The organism is Skermanella aerolata KACC 11604 (genome assembly GCF_000936425.1).
Taxonomy (GTDB): Bacteria; Pseudomonadota; Alphaproteobacteria; order Azospirillales; family Azospirillaceae; genus Skermanella; species Skermanella aerolata.
Genome location: NZ_AVFK01000041.1, coordinates 1 through 18,385 on the forward strand (window position 1 = coordinate 1; position 18,385 = coordinate 18,385).

Genomic DNA, 18,385 nt, shown 5'->3' on the forward strand with positions numbered 1-18,385 from the left:
CCAGCGCGCTTCAGTTCGCGATCTCGGTGATCGGCGTCGTCGTCTTCACTGGCCTGACCGCCTACGACACCCAGAACATCAAGGAATCCTACGCCGAGCACTTCGGTCATGACACCATCACCAAGATGGCCATCATGGGCGCGCTCAGCCTCTACCTCAACTTCATCAACCTCTTCCAGATGCTGCTCCAGCTTACAGGACAGCGCGAGGAGTAACGGCAGGGACAACACTGCCGGCCCCTTCAACACGTCTTGCACAGAGAGAAGACAATGGACCAGAACGAGCGCCAGATCATCGACGAGCTTTTCGGCAAACTGCGTCAGGCGGAGGCCCAGTCGGGTCCCCGCGACGCGCAGGCCGAGGGTTTCATCCGCGAGCAGGTCGCCCGTCAGCCGGCGGCGCCCTATCTGATGGCCCAGGCCATCGTCATCCAGGAGCAGGCACTGGCCCAGTCCCAGGCCCGCATCCAGCAGCTTGAGGAGCAGATCCGCAGCCGTCCCGCGGCATCGTCGGGTGGTGGCGGGCTGTTCGGAAGCCTGTTCGGCGGCGGTGCGCAGCAGCGCCAGCCGGCACCTCCGCCGTCGAACTCTCCCTGGGGCAACCAGGGCGGTCAGCAGCAGCAGGTCGGCGACCCGCGCGTGGCGCAGTATGCCAATCCGCAGTACCAGCAGCGTCAGGGTGGCGGCTTCATGGCCGGCGCCATGCAGACGGCCATGGGCGTCGCGGGCGGCATGCTGATCGGCAGCGCACTCGGCAGCATGTTCTCGGGCGGCGAGGCGATGGCGGAAGATGCCGTCGGCGCCGTGGAGGAGCAGCTTCCGGAGGAGATGCCGGTCGATGAGGGCGGCGATTTCTTCGGCGGTGACGAGGAATTCTGATCCCTTCGCTCATAGCTGCTTAGCTGAGAGCGGACAGTAAGCCGGGGGGTGCGGACGTAATGTCCGCACCCCCCGGATTGTTTCCGGCCGCTACGCCGCGTCCGAGCCGTGCCGCGCGCGGCGGCGCTGCATGAACAGCACGCCGCCAAGGGCCGCCAGGATCACCACGAAGGAGATCGCGGTGGTCAGCGAGCCAAGGGCATAGAGCACCGGCGTCGTGACATTGGTGGTCATGCCGTAGATTTCCAGCGGCAGCGTGTTGAAGCTGCCCGCCGTCATCAGCGTTCGGGCGAACTCGTCGTAGGACAGCGTGAAGCCGAACAGGGCGATGCCGATGACGCTGGGGGCGATGATCGGCAGCACGACGAAGCGGATCGTCTGCCACGGTGTGGCGCCCAGGTCGCGCGCCGCTTCCTCGTAGGCGCGGTTGAAGCGGTTGAACACGGCGAACATGATCAGCAGGCCGAACGGCAGCGTCCATGTCAGGTGGGCGCCCAGGCCGGAACTGTACCAGTTCGGCTCCCATTCCATGATGTTGAACATCAGGCCGATGCCGAGGCTGACTAGGATCGACGGCACGATCAGGCTGGCGACCGCGATGTAGAAGATCACGCCCGACCCGAAGAACCGCCGGGGGAACGCCAGCCCGGCCGACACCGCGAACACGACTGTCACCACCATGACGATGACGCCCAGGCTGAGCGACCGGGTCAGCGCGCCGCCGAAGTCGCCAACCGCCTGCTGCTGGAACAGGTTGTGGAACCAGTGGGTCGAGACGCCGTTCATCGGGAAGGTCAGGCCGCCGTTCGGTCCCTGGAACGACAGGATGACGATGGTCGCGATTGGTCCATACAGGAACAGCACGAACAGCCCGAAGAACGCCGCCAGCAGGTAGAAGCTGAGGGAGCGCGGCTCGCGTCTCCTCACATGTTTCGCCATGGCCTACAGTTCCTTGCGGATATCGACGATGCGTAGCATCAGCGCCACCATGATCAGCACGACGCCGAGCAGCACCACCGCGTTGGCCGCCGCCGCCGGGTATTGAAGCAGCGAGATCTCGTTCGCCATCATCAGGCCGACCGACGCGCTCTGGCCGCCGCTCATCAGGCGGACGGTGATGAAGTCGCCCATGACCAGAGTCACGACGAAGATCGACCCAATGGCGATCCCCGGCTTGCTCAGGGGGATGATCACGTTGGTCAGGACTTGCCAGCCGGATGCTCCGGCATCCACCGCCGCCTCGATCAGCGACCGGTCGATCCGCATCATCGAGTTGAAGATCGGCACGACCATGAACAGCACGTAGAGGTGGACGAAGGCGAGCACGACCGAGAAGTCCGAGAACAGCAGGAATTCCAGCGGCTGATCGATCACGCCCATGGAAATCAGGGTGGAATTCAGGATGCCGTTGCGCCCGAGGAACGGGATCCACGAGATCATGCGGATGATGTTGGAGGTCCAGAACGGGATCGTGCAGATCATGAACAGAGTGATCTGCCACGTAAGCGACTTGACGTGGAAGGCTACGAAATAGGCAACCGTGAACCCGATGCCGAGCGTCAGCGCCCAAGTCAGCGCCGCGTACTTCAAGGTGTTCAGGTAGATTCGCCACGTGACCGACGACGTCAGCAGCTCTTCGTAATTGAGCAGGATGAAGTCGGGGATGACCCGGATGGAATCATAGTCCCAGAAACTGACCACGACGATGGTCACGATCGGGACCAGCAGGAACACGGCGAAGGTCAGCGTGAGCGGCGCCACCTGGAGGTACGGCGCCAGTGCGTCGGTCACGCGGCCCCAGTTGAACCGCCGGGAGGGTGTACCCTCCCGGCGTTCCGTAACGATCGTTGTGGTGCGTGCCGTCATGCCGCGACAAACTCGTTCCACTTGCGGACCATGTAGCGGTCCTCGTCCATCACGGCGTTCCAGCAGGCGACCTTGCCCATGCGGTCATAGAACGAACCGCCGTCGCGGACGGCACCGGCCTTCTCCATCACCTTGCCCTCGGGGCTGAGGATGTCGACGGCCGCCGGCTTGCCTTCCATCCAGAAGGCCCATTCCTCCGGGCTCATGTGCTGCTTGGCGGTGTCCAGCACGGCGCTGTAGTAGCCTTGGCGGTTGAGATAAGCGCCGACCCAGCCGGACAGGTACCAGTTGATGTATTCGTAAGCCGCTTCCAACTCCAGCCCGCTGACGTGCTTGGCGATGCCGAGACCACCGCCCCAGGCGCGGTAGCCTTCCTTGAGAGGCTGGTAGGTGCAGGCGATGCCCTTGCCGCGCACGGCGGCGACGGCGGGCGACCACATCGACTGGATCACGACTTCGCCGGACGCCATCAGGTTGACGCTCTCGTCGAAGGTCTTCCAGAAGGCGCGGAACTGGCCGGCCTTCTTGGCCTCGATCATGATGGCGATGGTCTTGTCGATCTCCGCCTTGGTCATGTTGCCCTTGTCGCCGTACTTCACCTCGCCCATGGACTCCGCGACCATGGCGGCGTCCATGATGCCGATCGACGGGATGTTGAGGATCGACGCCTTGCCCTTGAAGGCGGGATCGAGCAGGTCCTTCCATTGGGTGATCGGGCGGCCGACGAGGTCGGGCCGGATACCCAGCGTGTCGGCGTTGTAGATGGTCGGGATCAGCGTCATCCACTGGGTCTGGGACTTGGCGAACTTGACCGAATCCTTGCCCTCGACGAAGCCGACGGAATGCGGCGCAGTGCCCTGGGCGATAACCGATTCCGGCGTCAGCTTGCCGGAGACGAACAGCGGGACGATCTTGTCGAAGTTCTTGATCTTCGACACGTCCATCGGCTGCATCACGCCGGCCGGGAAGACCTTCTTGCAGATCCAGTATTCGATATCGGCGATGTCGTAGGACTTCGGCTGGGTGACCGCCCGCTGGGAAACCGCGTCGCTGTCGAGTGCCGTCATCTGAAGGGTGAAGCCGAGGTCTTCCTTGACCTTGTCGGCCACCGCGTTGAGGTTCGACACGCCGGTACCGAACTGGCGCAGCGTCACGTTCTTGATGTTCTGCGCCCAGATCGTCGGGAAGCCGGTGATGGCGCCGCTGCCGATGGCGACGCCTGCGGCTGCGGCCGCGGTGCCCTTCAGCGCCTGACGGCGGCTGATGCCGGTAGTGGTCGCCTTGGGCGGGGTGTTCGTTTCGCTGCTCATCTCTGAAGCCTCACTTGTTCTTGTTTGTAAGTTCTTGCCCTGCCGTTCACGCGGCCAGGGGATGCATGTCGTCGTCGTTCCACGCCGCGGTCACGGTGTCGCCCTCGCCGAACGGCGCCGCGAAGTAGGCCTGTTCGGTCACTGCGACGGTGAACTCGTCCACGCCGGGCGATGCCAGCCGCAGATGCACCATCGGTCCCTGGTACTCGACCAGGCGCACTTGCCCGGCGAGGCTGTTCACTCCGTTGGTTGCGGAATTCGGCGGCAGGATGCGGATGCGGTCGGTCCGGACCGCGAACTGCTTCTCGACCCCGCCGATAGAGCGGGCCAGGACGTTGTGGCCGCCGATGAAGCGGGCCACGAATGCGTCGCGCGGGTGGTTGAAGACTTCGCGCGGGGTGCCGGCCTGGGCGATGCGGCCGTTATTCATCACGACGACCAGATCGGCCAGCGCCATCGCTTCCTCCTGACCATGGGTCACGTGGATGAAGCTGATGCCGAGCCGCCGCTGGAGGCGCTTCAGCTCTTCCCGCATCTTGACCCGCAGGAACGGATCAAGCGCCGACAGCGGCTCGTCCAGCAGCAGGGCGCTTGGGTCGGTGATCAGCGCGCGGGCAAGGGCAACGCGCTGCTGCTGCCCGCCGGAAAGCTGTGCAGGCAGGCGTTCCGCATACTTGTCCATCTGGACCAGCCGGAGCAGTTCCATCGCCTTCGCCCGCCGCTCCGGCTTGGCGACGCCCTTCAGCTTGAGGCTGAAGGCGACGTTGTCGACGCAGTTGAGATGCGGGAACAGCGCGTAGCTCTGGAACATCATGGCGGTGCCGCGCCGCGCCGGCGGCAGGTCGTTGATATGCGTGTCACCCAGCAGGATGTCGCCGTCCGAAACGGTTTCATGGCCGGCGATCATGCGCAGGGTGGAAGTCTTGCCGCAGCCGCTCGGTCCCAGGAGGCAGCAATAAGTCCCGGCCGGGATCTTGAGGTCGATCGAATCTACGGCGGTCGTGCTCCCATATAGTTTGGTAACCGCAGCGAGTTCGATATCAGCCGGTCCGGCCATCTGCATTGTCTCCGTGTTCTTGCCTGTAAGAGCCTTTTTTCTCTCGTCCGCTACGTTAGCAATTTGAATGCCAAGGAGTGGCCGGCGCTGCCATAAAGGTGTATCGCGGTCGGGCAGGAGGACGCCTAGCTTCTTGATGCGCAACGTTTATGCAAATCTATCATTTTGCACAAAGTATATGCAGAAGAGGAATGGTTGTATGCCTATCGGTGAAATCGAGCGGCCGGGCATAGTCGTGGGCATGGAGGCAGAGGCACGCATCGCGCGTCAGTCTGGGTATGCGGTCGCGACGCTGGGCGGCGCGGAGCAGTTGCTAGCGGCAGGGGCCGGCGGGCTGATCAGCTTCGGCATTGCCGGCGGGCTGGCGCCTGGACTGAAGCCGGGGAGGCTCGTGGTCGCGACCGAGGTCGTCGCGGCGGACGGCCGCCGCTATCCGGCTTTTGCCCTCACACTCGGCGCACGCGGAGAGCCGGAACCGGTCAGGGCACCGATCTACGGCGCTGGAGCTATCGTATCCCGATCCATCGACAAGCAGGCCCTATACAAAGGAGCGGGTGCCGTTGCGGTCGATCTGGAAAGCGCCGCGGTAGCGCGGCTCTGTGCGGATGCCGGAGTGGCGATGGCCGTCATCCGGGCGATCGGCGATCCGGCGGATCGCGATCTTCCTCCGGCGGCGCTTGTCGGTCTGAAGCCAAACGGGCAGGTAGATATCGCGGCAGTCCTGCGCAGCGTGTTCGGGTCTCCCGGCCAGATCCCGGCGCTGCTACGGGTTGCCCTGGATACCCGCCATGCCCTCGCGGCACTTCGGCATGCCCTCGCTTCCTGATCGGCTGCCGGTCAGGTCTCGGTTGCCGAAACGAGGTTCATCACGACGCTGACCCATTCCAGGTCGACCTGGATGCGGACCGGCACCGGCGGCTCGCCTGCAAGCGGCTTCGCGAACCACGCGGTCGCTGTCCGGTCAACGCCGTAGCGGAAGAAGTCTTCCTCGTCCTGGTCGCGTTCGAAGCCGGCGACCGGACGAAGGAGGATCGTGCATTTTTCGGCGGCGCCCGCATGCATGTTGCGCGAGGATTTCTGAAGCGTGTCGGTCCCATTCGACGTCACGATCACGTCGTAGCGGCGGCGGCCGTCGAATACCGGGAAGGTGCCGGCACAGCCGGACGTGCCGCCGGTCGCGATGACGCCGACCATGGCGCTGACAGGATCGAGCGTTCCGGGCCGGAACTCCGGCGCCACGGCGCTGGCGGAGAGTTCCGACTGCGGCGGCTCCGCCGTAACCGAAACGTTGCCGGCGTTGTCGTAGTCCATATTGAGCGCACGCTTACGTTTGCGCTGGCTGCGGAAGGATCTGAACTCCTCCGGAGCGACATGGACCCCGTTCTCGACCCTCCCTCCCGCCGACGCCGTATACGACCAGCGCGACAGGAGATCGACCAAACGGCCGCCCTTCGCCACCACCCCGGCGGCATAGCGGTCGCGCTGAAGGTCCAGCTTCATCTCCCCGCTGACGAGGAACAGCCCGCCCGCATAGATATCGTAGTCCAGTTTCATGGCTTGGGCCTGAACGGGCGACACGATGAGGAGAGCTATGGCGGTCGTGATGAGTCGAAGGGAAGACATTGCTGCTGCCGGACCATTGAGACTGCGGATGGAGGATCGTCCGCAGTCTCAACAATCGGCATGGCAATACGGTGGCAGCGCCCGCCGGATCGAGCCCTAAATCCGCCTCTTCTACGATCCCGCCGTCAGTGCTTGCCGGTGCTCCGGGCGCTGCCGCGCCCCGACAGGCTGGGATTTCTCATGAAATAGGTGTGGGCGTTGGGGGCCTCGGGGTCCTCTTCCATGCGGGTAAAGGTCCCATCGGGCTCCATGATCCAGCTTTGCGCCGTATCGCGAAGATTGGTGCCCATGATCTGCTCGACAATCTGCTCGTGGACTGTCGGGTTCTCGATCGGCACCAGCGTCTCGATCCGGCGATCCAGGTTGCGCGGCATCCAGTCGGCGGAAGAGATGAAGACTTTAGCCTTGGGGGAGGGCAGGCCGTTGCCGTCGCCGACGCACAGGATGCGGCTGTGCTCCAGGAAACGGCCGACGATGCTCTTGACCCGGATGTTCTCCGAAAGGCCCTTCACGCCCGGCCGCAGGCAGCAGATGCCCCGGATGATCAGGTCGATCTGGACTCCGGCCTGCGACGCTTCGTACAGCTTGTCGATGATGTCGGGGTCGACCAGGGAGTTCAGCTTGACCCAGATGGCGCCCTTGCGGCCGGCGCGGGCGTGTTCGATCTCCTTGTCGATCAGTTGGACGATCTTGGGGCGGATCATCAGCGGAGCGATGGCGAGCTTTTCCAGGTGCTGCGGCTTGGCGTACCCGGTCATGTAGTTGAACATGACCGAGGCATCCAGGCAGAGCGCCGGATCGCAGGTGAAGAACGAGAGGTCGGTGTAGACCTTTGCGGTGATCGGGTGATAGTTGCCGGTGCCGAAGTGGACATAGCTGTGCAGCCCGTCGGCTTCGCGCCGCATGACGAGCGACACCTTGGCGTGCGTCTTCAAGTCGACGAAGCCGTAGACGACATGGACGCCGGCCCGCTCCAGGTCGCGTGCCCACTGGATGTTGGCTTCCTCGTCGAAGCGGGCCTTCAGCTCGACCATGGCCGTCACCGATTTGCCGGCCTCGGCCGCCTCGATCAGTGCCGCGACGATGGGGGAGTTCTTGCTGGTCCGGTAGAGCGTCTGCTTGATCGCGACCACGGCCGGGTCGCGCGCCGCCTGGAGCAGGAACTGCACCACCACGTCGAAGCTCTCGTACGGGTGGTGGACGACGATGTCCTTGTGCCGGATCGCGGCGAAGCAGTTGCCGCCGAAATCACGGATCCGCTCGGGGAAACGGGCGGTGAAGGGCGGGAAGAGCAGGTCGGTCCGCTCGTTCAGGATAAGCTGGCGGACCTCGCCCAGTGCTATCAGCCCGTCTTGGACGAACATCTCCTCGGTCGAGACGCGCAGTTCCGACACCAGGAACTCCCGCAGGTCCTGAGACATGGCGGATTCGACCGCCAGACTGATGACGACGCCCCGGCGGCGGCGCTTCAGAGCGGTTTCGAACGTGCGGACGAGATCCTCGGACTCCTCGTCGATATCGATCTCGCTGTCGCGCAGGACGCGGAACAGCCCGTGCGCCGTCAGCTTCAGGGGCTTGGGGAAGATGCGGTCCAGAAACATCAACACGAGATGTTCGAGCTGGATGAACCGGGCCTGGGCGCCCGGCATCCGGATGAAACGGTCGAGCTGGTTCGGCAGCGGGATCATCGCGTCGAGCGGTTCCGACTTTTCCGGATCGCTCAATTGAAGGACCAGCGCCACGCCCCGGTTCGCGATGAAGGGGAAGGGATGTGCCGGATCCACCGCGATGGGAGTGAGGACCGGGAATATCTCGCGCAGGAAACGGCCTTCCGCCCAGGCGCGGTCCTCCTTGGACAGTTCCGCCGGATCGACCACCGTGATGCCGGCCTCCCGCAGTTCGCTCCGCAGGTTCTGGAAACAGCGCTGCTGTGCCTCGTTCAGCCTCGTGATCGCCTGATTGATCAGGGATAGCTGCTGTTCGGGCAGCAGGTTGTCGGGCGTGACGGTCTTGACGCCCGCACGCACCTGAGCCTTCAGGGCGGCAACCCGCACCATGATGAACTCGTCCAGGTTGCTGGCGGAGATCGACAGGAAGCGGAGGCGTTCGAGCAGCGGGTGCTTGACGTTGTTGGCTTCGCCCAAGACCCGGTCGTTGAAGGCGAGCCAGGAGATTTCACGGTTGATGAAACGCTCTGGAGTAAGGTCTGGAGAGGCTGGAACCTTCTCGTCCTGTTCCTCCGCAGCCTGCTTCGTCTTTCCCGTCTGCTTCGTGGCTTCCGCGGTCGTGCTCATCAGGTCCCCCTCCCTTTCGGCGCTTAGCGGCGCAACATGCCGCAACATTCAAGGCTGCGGCATGGAACTTTTGTTAACATTATTTGACGAACCGCTTCCTGTGTCATATCGCCCCGGCGGATGCTTGACTTAAGTACGGGAAATGCGCGTCAGTGTGCGCAAAATGCCCGAAGGTGGGTATGGCAAGTTGTCGGAGCATGAACATGTTGAAAGCTGGACTTCTCATTGCGGGCATCGCGCTGGCTATCGCGTATTCGGCGCCCGTGAGGGCGGAAGATGTCGGTTGCGTCACGACGGCCTGGAAAATGCTGGGCGCCAACCACCGCGTCTGCGTCGAAGCCTTCGACGATCCCAAGATACCCGGCGTCGCGTGCCATCTGAGCCAGGCACGGACGGGCGGCGTATCGGGCAGCCTTGGACTTGCGGAGGACCCGTCGCGCTTCTCGATCGCCTGCCGGCAGGTCGGACCGATCACGCTGCCCGACAAGCTTAAGGACAACGAAGAGGTCTTCACGGCGGACACCTCGATCCTGTTCAAGGAGACGCGGGTCGTGCGGATGTTCGACCGCAAGCGCAACACCCTGGTCTATCTCAGCTACAGCACCAAGATGGTCGATGGTTCGCCGATGAACGCGGTGTCGTCGGTGCCGATCATGCCGTGGCGTCAGTAGGACGCTTTTGTTCCAGGCTTCTCCGCACCATATGGTGCCGACGCCCGTGTTCCCGAAGACCCTATATAGAGAGTGGATTGTGACGTCGCCGACCCATCCGATTTCGGTCGCTCCCATGATGGACTGGACGGACCGGCACTGCCGGTTCTTCCTGCGCCAGATCAGCCGGCATGCGCTGCTGTATACCGAGATGGTTACGACCGGGGCCTTGCTCCACGGGCCGCGCGACCGCCTGCTGGCCTTCCATCCGGACGAGCATCCCATTGCCCTGCAACTCGGCGGCAGCGATCCGGTCGATCTGGCGGAGTGTGCACGGATGGCGGAAGCGGCCGGCTATGACGAGGTCAACCTGAACGTTGGCTGCCCCAGCGACCGCGTTCAGTCCGGACGGTTCGGCGCCTGCCTGATGGCCGAACCGGAACTGGTCGCCGAGTTGATGTCGTCGATGCAGTCGGCCGTCTCGATCCCGGTCACGGTCAAGTCCCGCATCGCGATCGACGAGATGGAGGAATGGCCGACGCTGGAGCATTTCGTCGGCCGCGTCCGCGAAGCCGGTTGCACCCGGTTCATCGTGCATGCCCGCAAGGCTTGGCTGAAAGGGCTGAGCCCGGCCGAGAACCGCGATATCCCGCCGCTCCGCTACGATCTGGTCCACCGTCTGAAGCGGGAGAACCCCGACTTGGATATCACCATCAACGGTGGCATCACAACCTTGGATCAGGTTGCCGGCCATCTGGAGGTATTGGACGGCGTCATGCTGGGGCGGGCCGCCTACAAGAATCCATGGGTGCTGGCGGACGCCGATAGCCGGTTCTACGGAGCCGGCGAATCGGGGATCGACCGCCATGAAGTGGTTCGTAGGATGCTCCCTTACATTGAGGAACGGAGGGGGGAGGGCACACCTCTGAGCGCCATCACCCGACACATGACAGGATTGTTCCAGGGACAACGCGGCGGTCGGGCATGGCGTCGGCATTTGAGCGAGAATGCTCACAAAACCGGCGCGGGACCTGAAGTTGTCGAGGCGGCGCTGGCTCTGATCGAGCCGGCCGCGGTCTTTTCTCAAGCAGCGGAATAAGCACCCGCGACAAAAGGAACAGACCCGTGTTGTACAGAATTCGTCGTTTCGCTCTTGACAACCGCTCCACAAAGACCGAAATGGCCCGCCGTTCACCTATCGGAAATAAGAGTGTCTGAATTTGGTAACGTACACGGGGCCGCAGATCGTAGGCGGTGCCGCAACGTTGGTTTCCGTAGCGTGTGAATTGTTTTTCCTCCGCCTCGGCTGGGGCCGGCGGATAGAGTTGGTAATCCGAGGACAATCGTAATGACCGCCCTTGAAATCACGGCGCGCCCCGTCGCCGACGCCGACCGCGCCACTACGGCGCGTACAGAGACCGCTGGTGCTCGTGGCAACATCGCTTTTGCCGAGCACTCTACCGATCCGGTCCGCCTCTACCTGCGGGACGTGGCGCAGCATCCGCTGCTGACGCGCGAGCAGGAAGTGATGCTGGCGCAGCGTATGGAAGCGGCTCGCGCCGCCATCGACGACGTGATTGCGGCGAGCCCTTTTGCATGCACCCGTCTTATGCAGTGCCTCCAGGGCCTGCGTGAGGAGTCCGTGGCGCTCGGTTCGGTGATCGACCTCGACCGGTTCGCCCGCATGGGTGCCGAGGCGGAAGCGGCGGCGCATGCCGACGACGTCGTGGAAGAGATCGACGAGACTCTGGTGGATGCCGACGACGGCGACGTCGCCGGCGTTCCGCCCGCGATTTCCGCCGCCGAGATGGCAATCGCGGTGATCGAGGCGCTTGAGCGGATCGAGGCGGTCCAGGCCGACCCCGCCGCTGCCGCCGTACTGATCCGCGAGCTTCCGCTGTCGCTCGACCTCCGCGCCGAGCTGATCGCCGCCATGCGCGACCTCAACCGTCGGATCGTCGGCGTAGACGGCCGGCTGGCGCGCGTCGTGATGGCCGGTGGGGTCAAGCGGGAGGTCTTCCTGGAAGCCTATCTCGGCAAGGAGGGCGAGGCCAACTGGCTGGCGACCCGGGCCGCCAAAGGTGGCGCCTGGGCAAAGCTGGCCGAGCGCAAGGGCGAGGAAGTCGATGCGCTGTTCGCCGAGCTGACCGAGATCACGCAGACCATCGGCCTGCCGATCGGTGAGTTCCGTGAGCTGGCGGCACGCCTCCAGAGATCGCAGAACGAGCAGACCCGGACCAAGGAAGCCTTCGCCAAGGCCAACCTGCGTCTGGTCGCGGCGCTGGCGCGCAAGCACCTCAACCGTGGCCTGCCGTTCCTGGACCTGGTCCAGGAGGGCAATATCGGTCTGATGACCGCCATCGAAAAGTTCGACTGGCGCCGCGGCTATAAGTTCTCGACCTACGCCACGTGGTGGATCCGGCAGTCGATGACGCGTGCTCTGGCCGACCAGGGCCGCACGATCCGCATGCCGGCTCATGCCTGCGAGGCGCTGACCAAGATCCGTCGGTGCGCCGTGCAGCTCCGCCTGCGCCGTGGCATCGAGCCGACCAACGAGGACATCGCGTCCGCGCTGGCGATGCCGGTCGAAAAGGTCGCCGAACTGCTGCGCATGGCGGCCGACGCCGTCAGCCTCGACGCCCCCGTCGGCGACGACGACGACGGTGCGCGCCTGGGTGACTTCCTCGAGGACAGCGCCACGACCGGCGCCTTCGACGCCATCGCGGCCGGTTCGCTGCGCGAGAAGCTGTCGGAGATCCTCGACGACCTGACCCCCCGCGAGGCGGACATCATCCGTCGCCGCTTCGGTCTGGCCGGCACCGAGGAGACCCTCGAGGACATCGGCCGCGATTACAACGTGACCCGCGAGCGTATTCGCCAGGTCGAGGCGAAGGCACTTCAGCGCCTGGGCCGGGCCAAGCACGCCCGGGTGCTGAAGACCTTCCTGGAAGGCTGAGAAACGCCTCTCTGGACTGCCAAGTTGAAAAAGGGGCGCCGGACCGCGATGGTCCGGCGCCCCTTTTCCATGTCATAGGCCCTGGATCAGGGGACCTGAGCCCCACGAGTATTGACGTAGAGTGAGTACAGCGACGTGCTGCCGGTCATGAACAGGCGGTTCTTGCGCGCTCCGCCGAAGCACACGTTTGAGCAGATCTCGGGCAGATGGATCTTGCCGATCGGCTTGCCGCCTTCCGGTGAAAAGATATGGACGCCGTCGAACCCTTCGCCGGCCCAGCCCGCCGCCGCCCAGACGTTGCCGTCCACATCGGTCCGCATCCCGTCGGCCAGCCCAGGCGCCATATCCGCGAACACCCGCGCATTGGCGAGCGTCTTGCCGTCAACGACGTCGAGCACCCTGATCTGTTTTGGACCCTTGTCGCTGGTGTCGGCGATGTAGAGCTTCTTCTCGTCGGGCGAAAAGCAAAGGCCGTTTGGTCGATCGAAATCCCCCGCGACGACAGCAGCCTTTCCGCTCACCGGATCGATCCGGTAGACGTTCCGGGGGAGTTCGAACTCCGCTTTCCCGCCCTCGTAGTCTCCCAGGATGCCGTAGCCGGGATCGGTGAACCAGATCCCGCCGTCGGAATGCACCACCGCATCATTGGGCGCATTCAGCCTCTTGCCTTCGTACCGGTCCATCAGGACCGTGACCGTGCCGTCATACTCGGTCCGGGTGACGCGCCGTCCGCCATGCTCGCAACTGATCAGCCGGCCTTGGCGGTCCCGCGTATTGCCGTTGGTGTAGTTGGATACCGGACGGAAGATGCTGACGGCGCCGGTCTCTTCCGTCCAGCGCATCAGCCGGTTGTTCGGTATATCGCTCCAGATCAGGTAGCCGCCGTCGCGGAAGTAGACCGGACCTTCGGCCCAGCGCAGCCCTGCGGCCAGACGCTCCACGTTGGCATTGCCGACACGGTACTTCGCGAAGCTCGGATCAAGGACCTCGACCGAGTCGTCTGGGTAGCGGACCGGCGGCGGGTCGCCCCAGTCACGGGCGAGAACGGGGCTTGCTGCAAGGGTCGCGGCGGCTGCTGCCCCGTTCCGCAGAATCCAGCGTCTGTCGATCTTCATAAATCTTCCTCCCATTCTGTTATTTTCGCCGGTCAGCCTGACGATTGACTGCTTTCTTTTGGCGGCTGCCTTGTCGGATGGCCAGCATCGCACCTGAGTTAGTCGTTGGCGATATATCCGGTTAGTCTATACCGACGAAATTGTTCGCTGATCTTGCGTGGGAACAATCGCGGTATTGACTGGTTGTAGTGTCGGCGCGGGTGACAGCCGCGTATTCCAATCATCTCAATTGCCGACGAGAGTGTGATGTCATGTCCTTAACGTCCAGAGGATGGCGTATGCGCGGGCTTTTTCTCATTACGGGTGCCTTGGCACTTGCAGCCTGCGGGAACGAAGTTCCGCCGCCCAACACACAGGTCACGTTGTCGGATAGCATCATTCGTGACGCGGAAAGCGCGGGTGCCGTCCAGCACGCACCCGTGGAACTGAACACGGCGCGCGAGAAGCTGGAAGCGGCCCGCCGCGAGATGCAGGACGAGAACAACGAGAAGGCTCTCCGGCTGGCCGAGGAAGCCGAGCTCGACGCCCGTCTCGCTCAGCTGAAGTCCAGGACCAAGACGACCCGCGACGCCGCCGCCGCGATCCAGGCCAGCATCGACACGATGCGGCGGGAAATCACGACGCGGCCGACGAGCTGAGAGGGAGGGAAGCCAATATGACCACATCAGCATCGACGATCCGCCGGCTGGCGGTGGGCGTTGCCGCCTGCGCGCTGCTCGCCGCGTGTTCCAACGCCCCGACTCAGACGCGCAGCGTAACGCAGGCCGCCACCGCCTACGATACGGCGCGCAACGATCCCCAGGTCGTCAGCACCGCTCCGCTGGAATTGCAGCGTGCCGAACAGGCGCTCAAGCTGGCGCAGGATTCCCAAACCGATGGCGAGGATGTCGCCGTCGTCGATCATCAGGCCTACCTGGCGCAACGGCGGGCCGACATCGCGGTTCAGACCGCTGCACTCAAGGACGCTGAAAAGCAGATCGAACAGGCCAACCAAGCACGCGACCAAGCTCTGCTCGGCGCTCGCACTGGTCAGGTCCAGAACCTCCAGCGCCAGTTGCAGGACCTCCAGGCCAAGCAGACCGATCGCGGCATGGTATTGACGCTGGGCGACGTGCTGTTTGCGACCGGCCGCGCCGAGCTGCGGTCGGGTGCCGACAGGACCGTCAGCCAGCTCGCCAACTTCATGCAGCAGAACCCGAACCGGACCGTCGAGATCACCGGCTTCACCGACAGCACCGGCAGCGTCGAGTTCAACCAGGAACTCTCGGAACGTCGGGCCGAGGCCGTCAGGCAGGCGCTGGCCAGCTACGGCATCAGCCCGCAGCGTGTCGTCACGCGAGGGCTGGGACCGGCACTGCCCGTCGCCAGCAACAACACAGCCAGCGGCCGTCAGCAGAACCGGCGGGTCGAAATCACGATCTCGGACGAAAACGGATCGATCCCTCCCCGGGGCTGATCAGCACCGCCGGCAGTCGGAGAAACCAGGGGGTTCCCTGGAACTCCGGCTCGCCGGAAGGGTTGAGCGTTTGAATGAAATGTCGGCCATGATGGCGGGCCGGCAGATATTGGTACGGGCGCATTTCTGATCAGGAGCGGAGAATGAACGAAGATAGAACGGTCGATTTGCCCCTGAGCGGCCTTTTCGCCAATCTGCGGCAGGAGGCGACGCTTCTGATCAAGCGGGAAGTCGAACTTGCACGGGTCGAAGCATCCCAGAAGGTCGGTCAGGTAACCCGTGGCGCTGTGGCGCTTGCCATCGGCGGCGCCGTGCTTTTCATCGGCATCCTCTTCCTCATGCTTTCGGGGACGTTCGGCCTGTCCAAGGTTGTGGAGCCGTGGCTTGCCGCCCTGATCGTCGGCGGCGTCGTCCTGCTGGTCGGCGTGATCATGCTGCTGAAAGGCATCAGCAACATGAAGAACATGAGCCTGACGCCGCAGCGGACGATCGAAACGCTCAAGGACGATGCGCGGCTGGTCCGGAGCCGGACACCATGACGGGAACCAGCCGCTCTCCCGAAGAGATCCAGCGCGAGATCGCCGAGACCCAGAACAATCTTTCGCGGACCATTGCGTCGCTTGAGCGCAAGCTGGCACCCAGCGACCTGCTCGAAGAGGTGACCGGTTCGCTGAGGGCCGCCGGCGGCAACCGGCTCGCCGATGCGATCCGGGACAACCCCATTCCGGCGGCGTTGATCGCCCTTGGGGCGGCATGGCTTGCCATTTCGGTCGCGTCGACCAAGCCCCAACCCGACCGCTTCGTGGCCGACGCGCAGGGATGGCGCCGCCGCTCCGTGCTATCTGCCCAATCCCTGCTCGGTGACGAAGTCCGAAATCTTGAGAACCAGATGCTCGGCCGGATCGAGGACATCATGATCGATGTCCCGACCGGCCGCGTTGCCTATGCGGTCCTTTCGTTCGGTGGGATCATGGGCATGGGCGAAAAGCTGTTCGCCTTGCCCTGGCAAAGCCTTCGGGTCGACGAGCGGCGCCGGCAGGTCGTAGTCGACGTGGACAAGGCCCATCTTCGGCAGGCTCCCGGCTTCGACAAGGGCAATTGGCCGGACATGGCCGATCTGTCGTGGAGCAATCGTGTCCATGGCTTCTGGATGGGGCGTGACGGCGATGTCCTTCATCGCCGCGTCGTCTCGACGGGCAGCTTGGCAGGGACCCCGGTCCGCAACCACAGCGGCGAGGACATCGGCACGGTCGAGGCGACCATGGTCGATCTGGCCGACGGCAGGGTCGTCTACGCCGTGCTGGAGTTCGGCGGCACGCTGGGCTTCGGGACGCGCTTCTTCGCCGTGCCGTGGCGTGCGTTCCGGCTGAACGAGGACGAGAAGCGCTTCGAGCTCGATGCCGAGAAGGAAAGGCTGAAAGCCCTTGACGGCTTCGACAAGGACAATTGGCCAGACATGGCGGATCCGGCCTGGAGCAGCCGCGTGGAAATGCAGTTCGCCCGCTAATCCGGATAAGTCGATACGGATCCGGTTATCTGCATATACTGATACGATGTGAGAGAAGACCGTCCAGCGGAGGAAGCGTCACGTGAACAGACCATCTACACTCAATGCGGGGCTTCTCCTTCCTTTGGCTGCTCTTGCTCTGGCGTCCTGCGCCAACCCCAACGCCGACAAGGCCGCCGATGCCCGGCAGGTGCTGGTCGGAATGCCGAAGGAGACGCTGCTGTCCTGTGCGGGCGTGCCGCAGCGCTCCGCCACGGTCGATAATTCGGAGTTCCTGACCTACACCAGCTCCGACTACAGCGGCGGCGGCCCTTCGACCTCCTTCGGGGTTGCCGGCGGCAGCGGTGGTTCGGGCGTCGGGATCGGTTTCGGCTTCCCGCTGTTCGGCGGTGGTGGCGGATACTCGAGCAGTTGCGAAGCCAATTTCACGGTTCGGAACGGCGTCGTTCAGCAACTGAACTATACCGGCTCGTCAGGTTCTTCCGCTTCGCTCGGCCAGTGTTACCGGATCGTCGAAAACTGTCTGGCGCTGGTGCCGCAATCGACCCGTCCGCCGGGCTGACGCCAATCAGGTTCGCGCGGTGTCGCGAAGATTGGCGCTGAAGACCCGGATCGCATCGACCAGATCCGGAACAGCGCGTTCCGTCGCCGCCGCACCTTCCTCCACCGCTTCGGCCGCACGGTCGAATTCCAGCAAGCCGACATGCCCCAATCGGGGCGCTATCTGTACGTCCGGCGGATCGGCGGCAAGTCGGGTCCGTCCGATACGGTCCGTGATGATCCCGAGCGACGACACCATGACGCCGAACAGGCTCGGACCGTCATATTCACGGGTGAAGACCCGCCGCGTCAGGGCGTTCAGGCGTGACGGCGGGGCGGGAGTCTGGTGGGACTGCTCCTCTTCCAATACCTGGATCAGGTCGAATCCCGCTGCGGTCGCGATGCTCGCTCCGGGCTTGCGGGCCTTGCCCAGGATGTCGGAGTTCAGGTTGACCGCGATGACCATCTCGGCGCCGAGCGCGCGGCAGGAGGCGACCGGTACCGGATCGACCAGTGCGCCGTCGACCAGCCAGCGCTGGTCAATGCAGACCGGTGGAAAGACGCCCGGCAGCGAGAAGGAGGCGCGCAGCGACTCCACCAACGGTCCCGTCCTCAGCCAGACCTCATGCCCCGTGACCAGATCCGTGGCGATAGCGGCGAACGGCATCGGCAAATCCTCGATTCGCTGATTGCCCATGTGCTTGGTCATTTCCGCCATCAGGCGGCCGCCACTGATGAGGCCGCCGCTGCGCACGCGCAGATCCAGGTAGCTGACGATCTTCATGCGGCTGAGGTTGCGCGTCCATTCTTCCAGCGTATCCAGATGACCGGCCAGATAGCATCCGCCGACCAGGGCGCCGACCGACGTGCCGGTTACGATATCGGGTTCGATGCCCAACTTCTTGAGCGCCCGCAGGACGCCGATATGGGCCCAACCACGGGCGACGCCGGCACCGAGCGCCAAGCCGATGCGGGGACGGGTTCTGATCAGACTGGCTTCGTCGGGCATGGGCGGACCTGACTGCGTTTTGAAAAACCACTGATACAAACAACGCTACGCGCAACTTGTTAAACGATGCTGAGTAACCATATCGCGACCGTGACAATAGGGCTGTGATGCTCTTCACCAGGGT

At 64.0% G+C, this 18,385-nt stretch carries 19 protein-coding genes; 11 read left to right on the forward strand and 8 right to left on the reverse strand.

All coding sequences use genetic code 11. From position 1 onward, the window contains the following. Both N826_RS31140 and N826_RS31145 read left to right on the forward strand, forming a co-directional pair. A partial coding sequence (locus N826_RS31140) for a Bax inhibitor-1 family protein (RefSeq protein ID WP_044435464.1) occupies positions 1 to 215 on the forward strand: 215 nt, incomplete at its 5' end. A 54-nt stretch (positions 216 to 269) separates the two neighbouring features. Then, positions 270 to 878, forward strand: a complete 609-nt coding sequence (locus tag N826_RS31145; RefSeq protein WP_044435466.1) for a DUF2076 domain-containing protein — start codon at positions 270 to 272, stop codon at positions 876 to 878. A 90-nt stretch (positions 879 to 968) separates the two neighbouring features. Here the strand turns inward: N826_RS31145 and N826_RS31150 are convergent, their stop codons facing one another. The 4 genes from N826_RS31150 to N826_RS31165 are packed head-to-tail and all read right to left on the reverse strand — an operon-like array spanning position 969 to position 5,111. Next, positions 969 to 1,817 carry an ABC transporter permease gene (locus tag N826_RS31150; RefSeq protein WP_044435468.1) on the reverse strand — a complete coding sequence of 283 codons (849 nt, stop codon included), beginning with the start codon at positions 1,815 to 1,817 and terminating at the stop codon, positions 969 to 971. 3 nt (positions 1,818 to 1,820) lie between these two features. Beyond that, positions 1,821 to 2,744, reverse strand: coding sequence for an ABC transporter permease (locus N826_RS31155; protein WP_084721325.1), 924 nt, complete (start codon positions 2,742 to 2,744; stop codon positions 1,821 to 1,823). Continuing rightward, on the reverse strand, positions 2,741 to 4,054 hold the full coding sequence (locus N826_RS31160) for an ABC transporter substrate-binding protein (RefSeq protein WP_044435469.1): 1,314 nt from the start codon (positions 4,052 to 4,054) through the stop codon (positions 2,741 to 2,743). Before N826_RS31160 ends, N826_RS31155 begins: the two co-directional genes overlap by 4 nt. A gap of 46 nt (positions 4,055 to 4,100) precedes the next feature. After that, positions 4,101 to 5,111, reverse strand: a complete 1,011-nt coding sequence (locus N826_RS31165; protein ID WP_044435537.1) for an ABC transporter ATP-binding protein — start codon at positions 5,109 to 5,111, stop codon at positions 4,101 to 4,103. Positions 5,112 to 5,310: 199 nt separating this feature from the next. Between N826_RS31165 and N826_RS31170 the strand changes: the two genes are divergently transcribed. Then, entirely contained in the window at positions 5,311 to 5,937 is a 627-nt protein-coding gene (locus N826_RS31170) for a phosphorylase family protein (protein ID WP_044435471.1), read from the forward strand. Between the two features lie 11 nt (positions 5,938 to 5,948). Here N826_RS31170 and N826_RS31175 read toward each other — a convergent pair whose 3' ends face one another. Beyond that, positions 5,949 to 6,734 carry a DUF3108 domain-containing protein gene (locus tag N826_RS31175; RefSeq protein ID WP_084721327.1) on the reverse strand — a complete coding sequence of 262 codons (786 nt, stop codon included), beginning with the start codon at positions 6,732 to 6,734 and terminating at the stop codon, positions 5,949 to 5,951. Between the two features lie 125 nt (positions 6,735 to 6,859). Continuing rightward, on the reverse strand, positions 6,860 to 9,028 hold the full coding sequence (locus N826_RS31180) for an RNA degradosome polyphosphate kinase (protein WP_084721328.1): 2,169 nt from the start codon (positions 9,026 to 9,028) through the stop codon (positions 6,860 to 6,862). A 203-nt stretch (positions 9,029 to 9,231) separates the two neighbouring features. Here N826_RS31180 and N826_RS31185 point away from each other — a divergent pair, with 203 nt between their 5' ends. The 3 genes from N826_RS31185 to N826_RS31195 all read left to right on the forward strand — a co-directional run bounded on the left by N826_RS31185 (position 9,232) and on the right by N826_RS31195 (position 12,634). Beyond that, positions 9,232 to 9,699, forward strand: a complete 468-nt coding sequence (locus tag N826_RS31185) for a CreA family protein (protein ID WP_147041094.1) — start codon at positions 9,232 to 9,234, stop codon at positions 9,697 to 9,699. A 79-nt stretch (positions 9,700 to 9,778) separates the two neighbouring features. After that, positions 9,779 to 10,777: a tRNA dihydrouridine(20/20a) synthase DusA gene (gene dusA, locus N826_RS31190; RefSeq protein ID WP_280178496.1), complete on the forward strand. Its 999-nt coding sequence runs from the start codon at positions 9,779 to 9,781 to the stop codon at positions 10,775 to 10,777. Positions 10,778 to 11,026: 249 nt separating this feature from the next. After that, positions 11,027 to 12,634, forward strand: coding sequence for a sigma-70 family RNA polymerase sigma factor (locus tag N826_RS31195; RefSeq protein ID WP_052832362.1), 1,608 nt, complete (start codon positions 11,027 to 11,029; stop codon positions 12,632 to 12,634). 86 nt (positions 12,635 to 12,720) lie between these two features. Here N826_RS31195 and N826_RS31200 read toward each other — a convergent pair whose 3' ends face one another. Then, entirely contained in the window at positions 12,721 to 13,749 is a 1,029-nt protein-coding gene (locus N826_RS31200; RefSeq protein ID WP_084721330.1) for an SMP-30/gluconolactonase/LRE family protein, read from the reverse strand. A 278-nt stretch (positions 13,750 to 14,027) separates the two neighbouring features. On the opposite strand from N826_RS31200, the gene N826_RS31205 reads away from it, so the two are divergent. The 5 genes from N826_RS31205 (at position 14,028) to N826_RS31230 (ending at position 17,274) form a co-directional block, all read left to right on the forward strand. After that, complete coding sequence (locus N826_RS31205; RefSeq protein ID WP_044435475.1) at positions 14,028 to 14,387, forward strand: DUF4398 domain-containing protein; 360 nt, start codon at positions 14,028 to 14,030, stop codon at positions 14,385 to 14,387. A gap of 17 nt (positions 14,388 to 14,404) precedes the next feature. After that, the gene (locus tag N826_RS31210) at positions 14,405 to 15,205 is read left to right on the forward strand and encodes an OmpA family protein (protein WP_044435476.1); all 801 of its coding nucleotides are present in this window, start codon (positions 14,405 to 14,407) and stop codon (positions 15,203 to 15,205) included. Positions 15,206 to 15,348: 143 nt separating this feature from the next. Continuing rightward, the gene (locus tag N826_RS31215; protein ID WP_052832364.1) at positions 15,349 to 15,744 is read left to right on the forward strand and encodes a phage holin family protein; all 396 of its coding nucleotides are present in this window, start codon (positions 15,349 to 15,351) and stop codon (positions 15,742 to 15,744) included. Next, the gene (locus N826_RS42145; protein ID WP_084721332.1) at positions 15,741 to 16,712 is read left to right on the forward strand and encodes a PRC-barrel domain-containing protein; all 972 of its coding nucleotides are present in this window, start codon (positions 15,741 to 15,743) and stop codon (positions 16,710 to 16,712) included. Before N826_RS31215 ends, N826_RS42145 begins: the two co-directional genes overlap by 4 nt. An 82-nt stretch (positions 16,713 to 16,794) precedes the next feature. Next, on the forward strand, positions 16,795 to 17,274 hold the full coding sequence (locus tag N826_RS31230) for a hypothetical protein (RefSeq protein ID WP_044435479.1): 480 nt from the start codon (positions 16,795 to 16,797) through the stop codon (positions 17,272 to 17,274). 6 nt (positions 17,275 to 17,280) lie between these two features. Here N826_RS31230 and N826_RS31235 read toward each other — a convergent pair whose 3' ends face one another. Beyond that, on the reverse strand, positions 17,281 to 18,261 hold the full coding sequence (locus N826_RS31235; RefSeq protein ID WP_044435481.1) for a patatin-like phospholipase family protein: 981 nt from the start codon (positions 18,259 to 18,261) through the stop codon (positions 17,281 to 17,283). Positions 18,262 to 18,385 lie beyond the last annotated feature (124 nt).